This is a genomic window from Pandoraea terrigena (assembly GCF_902459705.1).
Classification (GTDB): Bacteria; Pseudomonadota; Gammaproteobacteria; order Burkholderiales; family Burkholderiaceae; genus Pandoraea; species Pandoraea terrigena.
The window spans coordinates 18,749-32,817 of the sequence record NZ_CABPRU010000009.1; the positions used below are offsets into that span (position 1 = coordinate 18,749).

A 14,069-nucleotide genomic window follows, 5' to 3' on the forward strand; every position below is an offset into this window, starting at 1 on the left:
GCATGGATAGCACTACAAGAAATCTCGAAGGGTGTTGAGCCAACGCAAAGGTAGCATGCGACGCGCTTTACATGACGCGAGCGAAGGGGGAATAATCGCCTCGTATTCGAAGACCCGACTGCGCAGTCGTTGCCTTAAGCCGGCGGGAACCGCCCCCCAGAACACTGGAATCGTGTGGCGTTCCTGCTTTCGCTCGCTTGTCGGCGTTGTCATGTGCCGACGCATGCCAGGGACACGCCATGAGTCATTTCGTTGACCGTCTTCGTTTTTTCACGTCTTCGCGCCCTCAGTTTTCCGACGGGCATGGTGCCACGACCGACGAAGATCGCCACTGGGAAGACGCTTACCGTCAACGCTGGCAATTCGACAAGATCGTGCGCTCGACGCACGGGGTCAATTGCACCGGATCTTGCTCCTGGAAGGTGTACGTCAAAGGGGGCATCGTCACCTGGGAAACGCAGCAGACCGACTACCCCCGCACGCGTCCCGACATGCCGAACCATGAGCCGCGCGGCTGCTCGCGCGGCGCGTCGTACTCCTGGTATCTCTACAGCGCCAACCGCCTGAAGTATCCGCTCGTGCGCAGCGCACTCGTGTCGCGCTGGCGCGACGCCCGCCAGTCGCTCGCACCGGTCGAGGCGTGGGCCTCCATCGTGGAAAACGAAGCGTCGCGCCGCGCCTATCAGGCGCGCCGTGGCCTGGGCGGCTTTGTGCGCGCGTCGTGGGACGAGGTCAACGAGATCGTCGCCGCGGCCAACGTCTACACGGTCAAGCGCTACGGTCCGGATCGCGTGACCGGCTTTTCGCCGATTCCCGCGATGTCGATGGTGTCGTATGCCGCAGGCGCACGATACCTGTCACTGATCGGCGGTGTCTGCCTGAGCTTCTACGACTGGTACTGTGATCTACCGCCCGCGTCGCCGCAAACGTGGGGCGAGCAGACAGACGTTCCCGAGTCGGCCGATTGGTACAACTCGACGTTCATCGTGATGTGGGGCTCGAACGTGCCGCAGACCCGCACACCAGACGCCCATTTCATGACCGAGGTGCGCTACAAGGGCACGAAGATCGTGTCGATCTTCCCCGACTATGCGGAAGGGGCGAAGTTCGGTGACCTATGGTTGCATCCGAAGCAGGGCACCGATGCCGCGCTGGCGCTCGCCATGGGGCATGTGATCCTCAATGAGTTCCACCTGGCCGGCAAGAGCGATTACTTCATCGATTACTGCCGGCGTTTCACGGACATGCCGTGTCTCGTCCGGATGGTCAAGCACGGCGACGGCTACGTGCCCGAGCGCCAACTGCGCGCGGCCGACTTCGACGGCGCACTGGGTCAACCGCACAATGCCGACTGGAAGACGGTCGTGATCGACGCGTTGAGCGGCGACTTCGTGGCGCCGGTCGGCTCGATCGGCTATCGCTGGGCACAAGGTGACGAGGCCAGCAAGGGCAAGTGGAACCTGCGTGAAGAAGGCCCCGACGGCCAGCCGATCCAGCCGCGCCTCACGCTGGTGGAGGGCCATGACGAAGTGGTGCCCGTGCTCTTCCCCTACTTCGGCAACCAGCCGCACGCACATTTCACATGCACGTCGCACGCATCGGTGCAGCGCCGCAACGTCGGTGTGCGCCGTATTCAGACGACCGAAGGCGAAGTGTTGGTGGCGACCGTCTACGACCTGTTCATTGCGAACTATGGCCTCGATCAGGGCCTCGGCGGCGAGCACATCGCGCACACGTATGACGACGATGTGGCCTACACCCCCGCGTGGCAGGAAGCGATTACCGGCGTCAAGCGGGAGGACGTGATATCGGTGGCGCGCCAGTTCGCCGAGAACGCCCACAAGACGCAGGGCAAGTCGATGGTGATCATCGGGGCCGGGATCAATCACTGGTTCCACATGGACATGTCGTACCGCGCGATCATCAACATGCTGGTGATGTGCGGATGCATCGGGAAATCCGGGGGCGGCTGGTCGCACTATGTCGGCCAGGAGAAGCTCCGACCGCAAACGGGCTGGACGCCGCTGGCGTTCGGACTCGACTGGCACCGTCCACCGCGCCAGATGAACGCGACGTCGTATTTCTATGCGCACACGGACCAGTGGCGTTACGACAACAGCGATCCGTCGGGACTGCTCTCGCCGCTCGCGGACAAGACACCGTTCCACGGACGCCCCATCGACTACAACGTACGCGCCGAGCGCATGGGCTGGCTGCCGACGGCGCCGCAACTGCAAACGAATCCGCTCGACGTCGGCCGTTCGCTGCCCGACCCGTCGAAGGCCGGGCAGTATGTGGCGAACGCACTCAAGGACGGCACCCTGCGCATGGCGTGTACCGATCCGGACCATCCGGACAACTTCCCGCGCAACCTGTTCGTGTGGCGCTCGAATCTGCTCGGGTCGTCGGGCAAGGGGCACGAGTACTTCCTGAAGCATCTGTTGGGTACCACGCATGGCGTGCAGGGAGACGACATCGGCAAAAGTCACGGTGCCCGTCCGGAAGAAGTCAAATGGCACGACGAAGCGCCCAAGGGGAAGCTCGACCTGCTCGTGACGCTGGACTTCCGGATGTCCACCACCTGCATGTATTCCGATATCGTGCTGCCCACGGCCACGTGGTACGAAAAGGACGATCTGAATACGTCCGACATGCATCCGTTCATTCACCCGCTCTCGGCCGCCGTCGATCCGGCGTGGCAGGCCCGCAGCGACTGGGAGATCTTCAAGGGCATCGCGAAGCGCTTCTCCGAGCTGTGTGATGGCCATCTGGGCGACGAGACGGACGTGGTGCTCGCGCCCATCGCTCACGATGCGCCGGGTGAGCTCGCCCAGCCATACGAGGTGAAGGACTGGGGGGCGGGACAGTGCGACCCGGTGCCGGGCAAGACGGCGCAAGGCGTGGTCGTCGTCAAGCGCGACTACCCGAACACCTATCGGAAGTTCACGTCGCTCGGCCCGTTGATGGATTCGCTCGGCAACGGCGGCAAGGGCATCCAGTGGGAGACGCACGACGAGATCGACCTGCTCGGCAAGCTCAACTACCGGGTCTCGGAGGCCGGCGTGTCGCACGGCCGGCCACGCATCGATTCGGCGCTCGATGCCGCCGAAGTCATCCTCACGCTCGCGCCCGAGACCAACGGCGAGGTGGCCGTGCGGGCGTGGCAGGCGCTCGAGAAAGTGACGGGCCAGTCGCACGAGCATCTCGCCGAAGCCCGCGCCGATGAGAAAATCCGCTTCCGTGACATTCAGGCGCAGCCGCGCAAGATCATCTCGTCGCCCACCTGGAGCGGGATCGAGTCGGAACACGTGTCGTACAACGCCGGTTATGTCAACGTCCATGAACTCGTGCCGTGGCGCACGCTGAGCGGACGCCAGCAGCTCTACCAGGACCATCCGTGGATGCGCGCGTTCGGCGAGTCGTTGTGCGTCTACAAGCCGCCCATCGACACGGGCAGCTACGCACACATGCTCGGCCAGCGCAGTAACGGCAATCCCGAAAAGGTGCTCAATTTCCTCACACCGCACCAGAAGTGGGGCATCCACAGCACCTACACCGACAATCTGCTGATGCTGACGATGTCGCGTGGCGGACCGATCGTGTGGATGTCGGAGGACGACGCACGGGCACTGGATATTGTCGACAACGACTGGATCGAGTGCTTCAACGCGAACGGTGCGTTGTGCGCCCGTGCCGTGGTGAGCCAGCGGATCCCGAGCGGGGCCGTGATGATGTACCACGCGCAGGAGAAGATCGTGAACACGCCGGGCTCGGAGATCACCGGCACGCGCGGCGGCATCCACAATTCGGTCACGCGCATCAGCGTCAAGCCCACGCATATGATTGGCGGCTACGCCCAGTTGTCGTACGGCTTCAACTACTACGGCACCGTCGGCTCGAACCGCGACGAATTCCTCGTAGTGCGCAAGATGAATCGTATCGACTGGCTCGACGATACCGCCGACCAGGTGCTTGTGCCCCCGACCGGAGAACGCCAATGAAAGTGCGCGCGCAGATTGCCATGGTGCTCAATCTCGACAAGTGCATCGGCTGCCACACCTGTTCGATTACCTGCAAGAACGTCTGGACGAGCCGCGAGGGCATGGAATACGCCTGGTTCAACAACGTCGAGACCAAGCCGGGCATCGGTTATCCGAAGGACTGGGAGAACCAGAAGCGCTGGCGCGGCGGCTGGACGCGCAAGGCCAACGGCAAGCTCGAACCGCTGCAGGGCGGCAAGCTCAAGCTGCTCGCCAGTATCTTCGCCAATCCGCATCTGCCGGAGATCGACGACTACTACGAGCCGTTCACGTTCGACTACGGCCATCTGCAAACCGCCTCGGATGCAAAGGCCATGCCGGTGGCGCGGCCACGCTCGCTGGTCACCGGCGAGCGCATGGAGAAAATCGAGTGGGGACCGAACTGGGAAGAGATTCTCGGCGGCGAGTTCGCCAAGCGCTCGCAGGACTATAACTTCGAAGCAATTCAGAAGGATATCTACGGCCAGTTCGAAAATACCTTCATGATGTATCTGCCTCGCCTTTGCGAACACTGCCTGAACCCAGCGTGTGTCGCATCGTGCCCATCCGGCTCGATCTACAAGCGCGAGGAAGACGGCATCGTTCTCGTCGATCAGGACAAATGCCGTGGCTGGCGCATGTGCGTCTCGGGCTGCCCTTACAAGAAGATCTACTACAACTGGCACAGCGGCAAGGCCGAGAAGTGCATCTTCTGCTACCCGCGCATCGAAGCCGGCCAGCCGACCGTCTGCTCGGAGACGTGCGTGGGCCGCATTCGCTATCTGGGTGTGCTGCTGTATGACGCCGACCGCATCAGCGAGGCGGCCGGTGTCGCCGACGAGAAAGCTCTGTACGAGTCCCAGTTGTCGGTCTTCCTCGACCCCAACGATCCGGCCGTGATCGCACAGGCCAGGCTCGACGGCGTGCCCGACGCGTGGATCGAAGGCGCGAAGGCCTCGCCCGTCTACAAGATGGCGGTCGACTGGCGCATTGCGTTTCCGTTGCACCCCGAATATCGCACGCTGCCGATGGTCTGGTATGTGCCGCCGCTCTCGCCGATCAACGCGGCGGCCAACAGCGGCGATCTCGGCATGAACGGGGCGCTGCCCGACGTGGCGTCGCTGCGCATTCCGCTGCGTTATCTCGCGAACTTGCTGACCGCTGGCGACGAAGCGCCCGTGAAACTCGCGCTCGAGCGTCTGCTCGCCATGCGCGCGTTCATGCGCGCACGTCACGTCGACGGCGTGCAGGCGGACGACGTGCTGGCCCAGGCGGGCCTGTCCGTCGCCCAGGTCGAGTCGATGTACCGGTATCTGGCGATCGCCAACTACGAGGACCGGTTCGTGATTCCGACGGCCCATCGCGAATACGCGGAAAACGCGTTCGACATGCATGGCGAATGCGGCTTCTCGTTCGGCAATGGCTGCTCGTCGGGCAACGACACGGGCAACCTGTTCAATCCGGTCAAGAAGAACAAGCGGACGATTCCGATTCAGGAGATTTGATATGTCCGCCCCCGATACCCCCCTGGGCTTGCAGTGCCGCCTGCTTGGCGCACTGCTGCATTATCCGGACGACGAGGTGGCCCTCGCGTTGCCCGAGATCGCGCAGACGTTGCTGGACAACTCCCGCATTGGCGGCGCCGCACGGCGTGAGCTTGAAGCGTTCTTCGCCTACTGGCGCGAGCGCGATTTGCTCACGTTGCAGGAGAACTACGTGGCCCAGTTCGACCGAGGGCGCGTGACGTCGCTCTACCTGTTCGAACATGTCTACGGCGAGTCGCGCGACCGCGGGCAAGCGATGGTCGACCTTATGCAGACGTACGAGCGCAGCGGCATTTATCTGGCGCCCGGCGAGTTGCCTGACTATCTGCCCGCATTTCTGGAGTATGTCGGAATCCTGTCGGCGTCAGATGGCCTGGCGCGTCTGAAGGACATCGAGCATCTCTTGCAGGCCATTGATGCCGGGCTGGCAAAGCGCGGATCACCGTATGCCGGGCTCACGCGCGCGCTGCTCTGGCTGACCGGCGCGACAACGGTGCAACGCGACGCGCAGGCACCGCCCGAGCATATCGACGACGCCTCGCACATTCCGCGAGCGTCGGATTACGACGCCATCGACGCCAGCTACCAGGATGCCCCGGTGCGCTTCATGGGCGCGGGCCATCCGGGCGGGCAGGGCAATACCGTCGGCGAGCCGATCCAGTTCCATGCGCGCCGTCCCGGGCGTTGAGTTCGGAAAGCAAGGAGTGTGACCATGCAAGCTTTCTTTCATCAGTTTCTGTTTGGCATTTATCCATACATCTGCCTGACGGTGCTGCTCGTCGGCAGCCTGATCCGCTTTGACCGCGAGCAGTATTCGTGGAAAAGCGATTCGTCACAGTTGCTCAAGCACGGCATGCTGCGCCTGGGCAGCAATATGTTCCACTGGGGTGTGCTGGTCGTCGTCGCCGGGCATTTCGGCGGGTTCCTGGCACCGCATTGGCTCGTCTCGCCGTTCCTGACGGCATCGCAGCACCAGATGATCGCGATGGTCGGCGGCGGGGCCGCGGGCGTGGTCGCCATCATCGGCCTGACGATCCTCATCGCGCGTCGCATCGGCACGCCGCGCGTGCGTGCCACGAGCCGGACCTGGGACATCGTCATCGTGTTCATGCTCTGGATTCAGCTCGCGCTGGGACTCGGTACGGTCCTGCTCTCGATGCGGCACATGGACGGTGCGATGTTCGAGCAACTGACCGATTACGTGAAAGGCGTCGTGACCTTCCAGCCGGGCGTGGCCACCCTGCTCGAAGGGGTGCCGCTGACCTACCGCGCGCATATCGCGCTCGGCTTCACGATCTTCCTCGTGTCGCCCTTCACGCGCATGGTCCACATCTGGAGCGGTCTGGCATCCGTGATCTATCTGATCCGTCCGTATCAACTGGTGCGCAAGCGCTGAGACGCGACGCTCTTGACTGTCATTACACGTCGATCAACGGCCTCACGGCCAAGGACTTTCGCTATGCAAACCTTGCTGGCAGACGCCCGCGTGCCGTTGCGCGTCAACGGTGTCGAGATTCTCACCAGCGCCATTGAAGCGGCCGTGGCAGATCTTGCCGACGCCCCGGCTGCGGGTGCTGCCCCGACGTCCGACGCCGAGACGACGGCCCGTTACGCGCTCGCGATTCAGGAGTTGCTGCGGCAGCGCGCCGTCGAGTTGGGGTTGACGGTGGACGCCGACCCGCCCGATGCGATGGCCGATGCCGTATTCGCCAAGGACGTCGCGACGCCCGTGGCTACGGTCGAAGAATCCCGTCGTTACTACGATCAGCATCACGAGCGATTCACCAGTGGCGAGTTGGTTCACGCGAGCCATATTCTCTTCGGTGTCACCGGACGCGCGCCGCTCGCGCTGGTGCGCGCCAAGGCGGAAGAAACGCTCAACGCGATCCTGCAAGCGCCGGATCAATTCGAAGCGATGGCTGCCGAGCGGTCGAACTGCCCGTCCGCGCGAGTGGGCGGGAGCCTCGGCCAGCTCGATCGCTCAAGCTGCGTGCCGGAGTTCGCGCAAGGCATTTTCGGTTCGGAGGAGACAGGCGTGCTGCCGCGTTTGATCAAAACCCGCTTTGGCTTTCACCTGGTGCGAATCGATCACCGGGTGCCGGGCACGCTGATTCCGTTCGAGGCCGTGCGGGACGACATCGCCACGATGCTCACGGCGCAGGTGCGTCTGCGCGCCACGCGCCAGTATGTGCTGCTGCTTGCCGCGCAAGCCGACCTGGAAGGCGTTACCTTTGCGAGCGCCGACGGGCCGCTCGTCCAATAACGGAGAGGGCATGGATACCGCACGCGTTGCCGCTTCGCCATCGGTCGCCGGCAATCTGCCCGCGCCGGGCGCCAAGGCGTACTCGGTGTTGTTCGCGAGTACGTTCGCCTTTCTCGTTTGCTTCGTGGTTTGGATGATGTTCGGCGTGCTTGGCATCCAGTTGCGCGAAGATCTGGGCCTGAACAGCACGGAGTTCGGTCTGCTAACGGCCACGCCGGTGCTGACCGGTGCGGTGATGCGCTTGCCGCTCGGCATCTGGACGGACCGCTTTGGCGGGCGTCGCGTGATGACCGTGTTGCTGGTGGCTTGCGCGATTCCCGTGTACATCGTCAGCTACGCGACGCAGTTGTGGCAGTTTCTCATCATCGGGTTGTTTCTTGGGTGCGTGGGGGCGTCATTCGCGGTTGGCACGCCCTACGTCGCACGTTTCTTCCCGCCAGCCAAACGCGGTTTCGCGATGGGATTTTTCGGGGCGGGTACGGTCGGGGCGGCCGTCAATCTGTTCATCACGCCGAGCCTGGAGGCCGCATACGGCTGGCGAGCGGTTCCGCGCATCTACGCCGTCGTGCTGCTCGTGACGGCCGTGATCTTCTGGCTGGCGTCCGCACCGGACCCGGGTGCCGGGAAGCAGGGCGGATCCATTCTCGCGTCATTCAAAGTCCTGCGCAATGCACGGGTATGGCGGCTGTGCCAGTACTACTCGATCACGTTTGGCGGTTTCACGGCGTTGTCACTGTGGATTCCCCAGTATCTGAAGGCTGAATACGGCATGACGGTGGTGATGGCGGCGGCCGTGGCGGCGGGTTTCTCGCTGCCCGGTTCGGTGTTGCGCGCCGTCGGTGGCGTGCTCGCCGACAAGTTCGGCGCACATGCGGTCACCTGGTGGTGCCTGTGGGTCGCGTGGATCTGCCTGTTCCTGCTCTCATATCCGAAGACCGATTTCGTGATCTACACGATCCAGGGGCCGCAAACCTTCCACATCAGCGTGTCCGTGGTGGGGTTCGTGATGCTCGCGTTCGCGCTGGGCGCTGTGTTCGCCTTCGGGATGGCCTCGACGTTCAAGTACGTGGCCGACGAGTTTCCCGAGAACATGGGCGTCGTGACCGGTATCGTCGGGTTGGCCGGCGGCCTGGGGGGCTTTTTGCTGCCAATCCTGTTCGGCGCGCTGCTCGACATTCTCAAGATCCGTTCGAGCTGCTTCATGCTGATGTACGGGGTCGTATGGGTCTCGCTGATCGTCATTTATCTCGCCGAAGTCCGGCGCGCGCGCGTGATGTAGTCAGGCAGGGCGAGCCGTCGCGTGAACTCGCCCGTTCAGCATTCCTGAACCGATGGGAGCAGCTATCTATACAATTCACCCCCATAAGAAGATGGGAGGTGCGGAGGTGGCGATGGTCGCACACGACGACGCGGAGCGTCTCGCGACGGCGCATGCGTCCGGCATCGAGAGTCCACATCGTTATGGACACGTTCTGGGCTCTGGGGCGCTAGGCATCTCGAGAGGGCGGGCACTCCATGCCCCACCGGAAGTGGCCGCTGCGTAATAATACCGGGGCGCCGAGGCAGATTCCGAGATAGCGCTCGGTCATCTTCTCGATGGCCCTGCGATTTGCTCTGAATGCGGCGATCAGATCGTCGACGTTGCACGATTTCGCGCCGAAGTGATCCTCCAGCGCCTCGGCTGAGATCGCACACACCACGCGCTTGTGGTTAAGGTCGGCCGCGAACTCGATCGTCAGGTCGTCGCCGTTATAGACCGGCGCGACATTAGGGAACTCAATCTTCATCACCCACCTCCTCGGATGCGCGAGGGCGGCGGGCACGCTCGGCGGGCTCGCCGGTCGCCGCGGGAGTGTGGCTCCGGATAGCTTCGTCTCCCTCCAGGTAAGCCTGCTCCATCGGTTCCACGACATGGCAAGGCCAGCCGAGGCCCTCCGCAATGCGCCTGCGCAGACTGTCGGACGCGGCGGGTTCGCCATGATTGAGGAAAATGTGGTGAATCGGTTTGTCGAACTTCGACAGCCAAGCCAGCGTTTCGTTGTAGTCAGCGTGGGCGGACAGCGTATCGAGCTGAACGACTTCGGCGCTTACATGGACGTACTCACCGAAGATCTTGACCTCGCTAGCACCGCTGACCATCGTCGCACCACGCGTTCCCGGCGCCTGAAAGCCGGTAAAGAGCACCGTATTGCGCCAGTCGCCCGCCATCGCCTTGAGGTGGTGCAGCACGCGCCCCCCGGTGGCCATCCCACTCCCGGCAATGATGACCAGCGGAATCGCACGGGTATCGAGCCATTTTGACTGGTCCACACCGGTGACAAATGTCGCCGCGCCACACATCTCGGCACATTCGACCGGACCCAGACGGTGATCGGCCCGGTGCGCCGCGTAAGTCTTCGTGACGTTGATCGCCATCGGGCTATCGAGATAGACCGGCACGTCCGGAAGGCCCCCCGACGCCTTCTGTCGCGCAATCCAGTAGAGCAGGCTCTGCACACGCCCGACGGCAAACGCCGGCACGATCACGCTGCCGCCCCGTGCGAACGTTCGATTCAGAATTTCCGCCAGTTGCGCGCCGGGGTCGGTCCGGTCGTGCAGCCGATCTCCGTAAGTCGACTCCAACACCAGGAAATCCGGCGTCTCGGGCACCGCCGGGGCCAGCATGATGGGGTCGTCCTGCCGTCCCAGATCGCCTGAGAACAGCAGCTTTTTGCCACCCACATCGAACTGCGCCATCGCCGCCCCGAGAATATGGCCGGCGTGCCAGAAGTTCAGCGTGATCTCGGGGGACAGCGCAAACGGGGTATCGAACGGCAGCGGCCTGAGCAGCGCAATCGCTCGATGGGCGTCTTCCGCGGTGAAGAGCGGAAGCGCTGGGTGATGCTTCGATTTTCCGTGACGGTTCACGAACGCCGCTTGCTCTTCCTCGAGTCGCGCGCTGTCGAGCAGCAGGATCTCGCATAAATCGCGCGTCGCGGACGTGCAATACACCGGGCCTTTGTAGCCGTAGCGGGCGAGCACTGGCAAATAGCCGCTGTGGTCGATATGGGCGTGCGTCAGTACCACGGCGTCGAGCTGCTGGACGTCGAACGCTGGCGCCGCCCAGTTGCGGGCACGCAGGTTCTTCACGCCCTGAAACGCGCCGCAGTCGATCAGGAATTGCCTGCCGGCGGCCGAGAACAGGGTCTTGGAGCCGGTCACCGTGCCGGCGGCTCCCAAGAAGCGCAACTGCATGAACACACCTCGCACAATGTCCAGACGCCAACATGGCGCCTGATATTGGCAGAATAGCCTTCCCATACCGGATCGCCCCGCGACCTGGCCGTGGACGTTGACGTGTATCAAGGACCGTGTGCGTGTTCGCCCACTCGCGACCTATCCGGGGCTACCGTGTAAGCGCCACGATGGCAGACGGTTGACCCGGATCTCACACGCGGACGTCGCCGCTCGGGCGGACGTCGCGTGCACTGTCCACGGTCCGCCGTCGATTTCACCCGATGACCCTAGTGAGGACGACACAATGCCTCATCGAATCCTTCTTGCCATGGACGGTAGCGAGACGTCATGGCATGCGCTGCACGAGACGATCCGTTTCGCGATGCCCGACGATGTCGTACGGGCGGTGAATGTGATCGACGATCCTTTCGCCCACTATCAGGCCGCATTCGCCTCTCAAATTGATCTGGAAGCGGTTCGCGATAGCTTGATCTCCGAAGGCCAGCGAACGTTGAGCGATACATACAAGACGCTGCACGAGGAAGGCATCCAGGCGGACACGCGCTCCATCGATCTGCGCGCATGGGGCGGAACGATTGCCGACGCCATCATTCGGGAAGCCGAGCGGTGGCATGCCGATCTCCTGGTGCTCGGCACCCACGGGCGCAGGGGGGTGCGACGGCTCTTGATGGGTAGCGTCGCCGAGCAGGTGCTGCGGCAAACGCATCGGCCGGTTATGCTGGTGACCGGACCGGCCCCATCGCCACAGAGTTCGTCCACGGTGGCCACCGCGACCGAGAAGGGGTGAGAACATGTTCAAACGTATCCTGGTCGCCATTGACGGCAGCCCGACGGCCGACAAGGCGTTTGACTACGCGCTGACACTCGCCAAGGCACGCAACGCCCACGTGCACGTGCTGTACGTCGTCGACATCCCGGTGGCTTACGTGGCCGACGCCGATCCGCTTCCCTTCATCGAAGCGATGCGACTGCAAGGCAAGTCGATTCGGGAGTCCGCCACGCAGCGGCTCAAAGGGGAGGGCGTTGACGGTGACGTGGAAGTCCGGGAACTCCTGCCACTTGGGGGGGATGTCGCGCACCAGATCAACGTGGCGGCCGAAGAGGATCAGGCCGATGTGATCGTCATCGGCACGCATGGGCGGCGCGGTTTTCGACGGTTGGCGCTGGGCAGCGTGGCGGAAAACTGTGCGCGTCAGGCGCAGCGTCCCGTGATCCTCATCCCGCCGAGCGAGGCCGACGCTGGCAAGGATGTGCTGTAAGGTCACCGGACACGTTTGTCGCGGTCGCACAGGCATGACGCGATGCGCGAGCAGGACTCACGTGTAGAATTGCCGAGATGTATCTGCGATCTGACAGGCCCACGCATGTCGTGACGGCGACACCTCCCAATGAAGCACCCAACGCAGGGGCGAATGCATGACTCGCATCATCGTTGCGGATGATCACACGCTGGTCAGGGCAGGGTTGCAGCGCATCCTGGCCGGCAGCGACGATCTGGAGGTCGTGGGCGAGGCCGCGAACGGCGCGCAGGCAATGGCGCTGCTCGAGCAAACCCCCTGCGATGTCCTTCTGCTGGATCTGTCGATGCCCGGACGTAGCGGCATGGACCTGATCGCACAGATCAAGGCGTCATTTCCTCGCGTGGCGATCCTCGTGCTTACCATGCATGGCGAAGAACAGTACGCTGTGCGTGCGCTCAAAGCCGGTGCCGTCGGCTATATGACAAAGGAAAGCGCGCCGTCCGAGCTGGTGTCCGCCGTCAGGAAGGTCGTTGCCGGCGGGGTTCATCTGAGCTTGGCGATGGCCGAGCGGATCGCACAGGACCTGGCAACCGCCGCTGGCGATACACCGGGCTACCGACGCTTGTCCGACCGGGAATTCGACGTATTCCTGATGCTCGCGCGGGGTCTGAACCTGAGCGATATTGCCGATAGCCTGTGTGTGAGCGCCAAGACCGTGAGCACCTACAAGGCACGCGTGTTGCAGAAGCTCGACCTCAAGAGCCAGACCGAACTGGTGCATTACGCCATCAAGCACAACCTGCTGCGGGACAGCCTCTGAGCGCATTCAGTCAGTCCTCGTGTCAGCCTTCGCCTACACAGTGCCGCCACGGCTGACAAAAGATCGCGTCAGCCGCTTATTTTATTTCCGGTGCCCATCTCCGATACTGAAGGCGTCGATTGACGAGGCCAACTTGCCGGAGTCCACCATGTACGCTTCCTTCCGTTCGCTAGATTCCGCCCCCGAGGCCGATGTGCATGCCATCCGCGTGCATCGGGCTTTCAACGATACCGGTGACGGTTTGCCCCGGTGCAGCACTTGTGTTCTGCGCCAGCTTTGCCTGCCGGAGGGGCTTTCGGATGCGTCCGCACGCGGTCTGGACGGTGTGACCCGGGTGCGACGTACCGTTCGCCGGGCCGAGGTGCTGTTTCGACCCGGCGATCCGTTCGACCACCTGTACGCCGTGCGTGCGGGTTCGTTCAAAACCGTCATCATGCATCCGGACGGCAGGGAGCAAGTCACCGGGTACATGCTGGGCGGCGAGTTGCTTGGGCTGGGGGCCATCGCCAACGGCCGGCATGTCTCGGAAGCGGTGGCGCTGGAGGATAGCCAGGTTTGCGCGATCAAGTTTGCGGAACTGGAAGCGGTTGCCGGACAAGTGCCAACGATCATGCGCCAAATGCATCGGTTGATCGCGGCAGGGATTGTGCGAGAGCAAAACCAATTGCTGCGCTTGGGAACGACCCGCGGTGAAGCCCGGCTGGCCAGCTTCTTGCTGGATGTCTCGGCGCGACTCGCCGCGCGCGGGTATTCCCCCAGCTCCTTCCTGCTGCGCATGACGCGCGAGGAGATCGGCAGCTATCTGGGCCTGCAGTTGGAAACGGTGAGCCGTATGCTCTCTCGCATGCAGGCACAGAACGCGCTGCGCGTCCGGCAACGCGAAATCACGCTGCTCGATACCAAACGCCTGGGCGAGATGGCGGCCCTTTCGCACTAGCCGCACCC

Annotated in this window: 12 protein-coding genes; 10 read left to right on the forward strand and 2 right to left on the reverse strand. The window is 63.3% G+C overall.

Annotated elements, in window-relative coordinates; translation table 11 throughout:
• Positions 1 to 239: 239 nt before the first annotated feature.
• From PTE31013_RS17205 to PTE31013_RS17230, 6 genes are all read left to right on the forward strand, one after another.
• Positions 240 to 4,001, forward strand: a complete 3,762-nt coding sequence (locus tag PTE31013_RS17205; protein WP_150613995.1) for a nitrate reductase subunit alpha — start codon at positions 240 to 242, stop codon at positions 3,999 to 4,001.
• The gene (gene narH, locus PTE31013_RS17210) at positions 3,998 to 5,524 is read left to right on the forward strand and encodes a nitrate reductase subunit beta (protein WP_150613996.1); all 1,527 of its coding nucleotides are present in this window, start codon (positions 3,998 to 4,000) and stop codon (positions 5,522 to 5,524) included. The genes PTE31013_RS17205 and narH overlap by 4 nt, the downstream gene beginning before the upstream one ends.
• A 1-nt stretch (position 5,525) precedes the next feature.
• Positions 5,526 to 6,251 (forward strand): nitrate reductase molybdenum cofactor assembly chaperone, encoded by a 726-nt coding sequence (gene narJ / locus PTE31013_RS17215; protein WP_150613997.1) that lies wholly within the window; start codon positions 5,526 to 5,528, stop codon positions 6,249 to 6,251.
• A 24-nt stretch (positions 6,252 to 6,275) separates the two neighbouring features.
• Positions 6,276 to 6,959, forward strand: coding sequence for a respiratory nitrate reductase subunit gamma (narI, locus tag PTE31013_RS17220; RefSeq protein WP_150613998.1), 684 nt, complete (start codon positions 6,276 to 6,278; stop codon positions 6,957 to 6,959).
• Positions 6,960 to 7,022: 63 nt separating this feature from the next.
• Positions 7,023 to 7,826: a peptidylprolyl isomerase gene (locus tag PTE31013_RS17225; RefSeq protein ID WP_150613999.1), complete on the forward strand. Its 804-nt coding sequence runs from the start codon at positions 7,023 to 7,025 to the stop codon at positions 7,824 to 7,826.
• 10 nt (positions 7,827 to 7,836) lie between these two features.
• Complete coding sequence (locus PTE31013_RS17230) at positions 7,837 to 9,105, forward strand: MFS transporter (protein WP_246174654.1); 1,269 nt, start codon at positions 7,837 to 7,839, stop codon at positions 9,103 to 9,105.
• A gap of 208 nt (positions 9,106 to 9,313) precedes the next feature.
• On the opposite strand, the gene PTE31013_RS17235 is transcribed toward PTE31013_RS17230, so the two are convergent.
• Together PTE31013_RS17235 and PTE31013_RS17240 are read right to left on the reverse strand one after the other, a co-directional pair.
• Positions 9,314 to 9,613, reverse strand: coding sequence for a DUF1488 family protein (locus PTE31013_RS17235; protein WP_150614000.1), 300 nt, complete (start codon positions 9,611 to 9,613; stop codon positions 9,314 to 9,316).
• Positions 9,603 to 11,060, reverse strand: coding sequence for an MBL fold metallo-hydrolase RNA specificity domain-containing protein (locus PTE31013_RS17240; RefSeq protein ID WP_150614001.1), 1,458 nt, complete (start codon positions 11,058 to 11,060; stop codon positions 9,603 to 9,605). The genes PTE31013_RS17235 and PTE31013_RS17240 overlap by 11 nt, the downstream gene beginning before the upstream one ends.
• Before the next feature lie 286 nt (positions 11,061 to 11,346).
• Here PTE31013_RS17240 and PTE31013_RS17245 point away from each other — a divergent pair, with 286 nt between their 5' ends.
• The 4 genes from PTE31013_RS17245 (at position 11,347) to PTE31013_RS17260 (ending at position 14,061) form a co-directional block, all read left to right on the forward strand.
• Complete coding sequence (locus tag PTE31013_RS17245) at positions 11,347 to 11,850, forward strand: universal stress protein (protein WP_150614002.1); 504 nt, start codon at positions 11,347 to 11,349, stop codon at positions 11,848 to 11,850.
• Positions 11,851 to 11,854: 4 nt separating this feature from the next.
• Complete coding sequence (locus PTE31013_RS17250; RefSeq protein WP_150614003.1) at positions 11,855 to 12,322, forward strand: universal stress protein; 468 nt, start codon at positions 11,855 to 11,857, stop codon at positions 12,320 to 12,322.
• Positions 12,323 to 12,479: 157 nt separating this feature from the next.
• Positions 12,480 to 13,124: a response regulator gene (locus tag PTE31013_RS17255; RefSeq protein WP_150614004.1), complete on the forward strand. Its 645-nt coding sequence runs from the start codon at positions 12,480 to 12,482 to the stop codon at positions 13,122 to 13,124.
• A gap of 19 nt (positions 13,125 to 13,143) precedes the next feature.
• Entirely contained in the window at positions 13,144 to 14,061 is a 918-nt protein-coding gene (locus PTE31013_RS17260; RefSeq protein WP_246174657.1) for a helix-turn-helix domain-containing protein, read from the forward strand.
• Positions 14,062 to 14,069 lie beyond the last annotated feature (8 nt).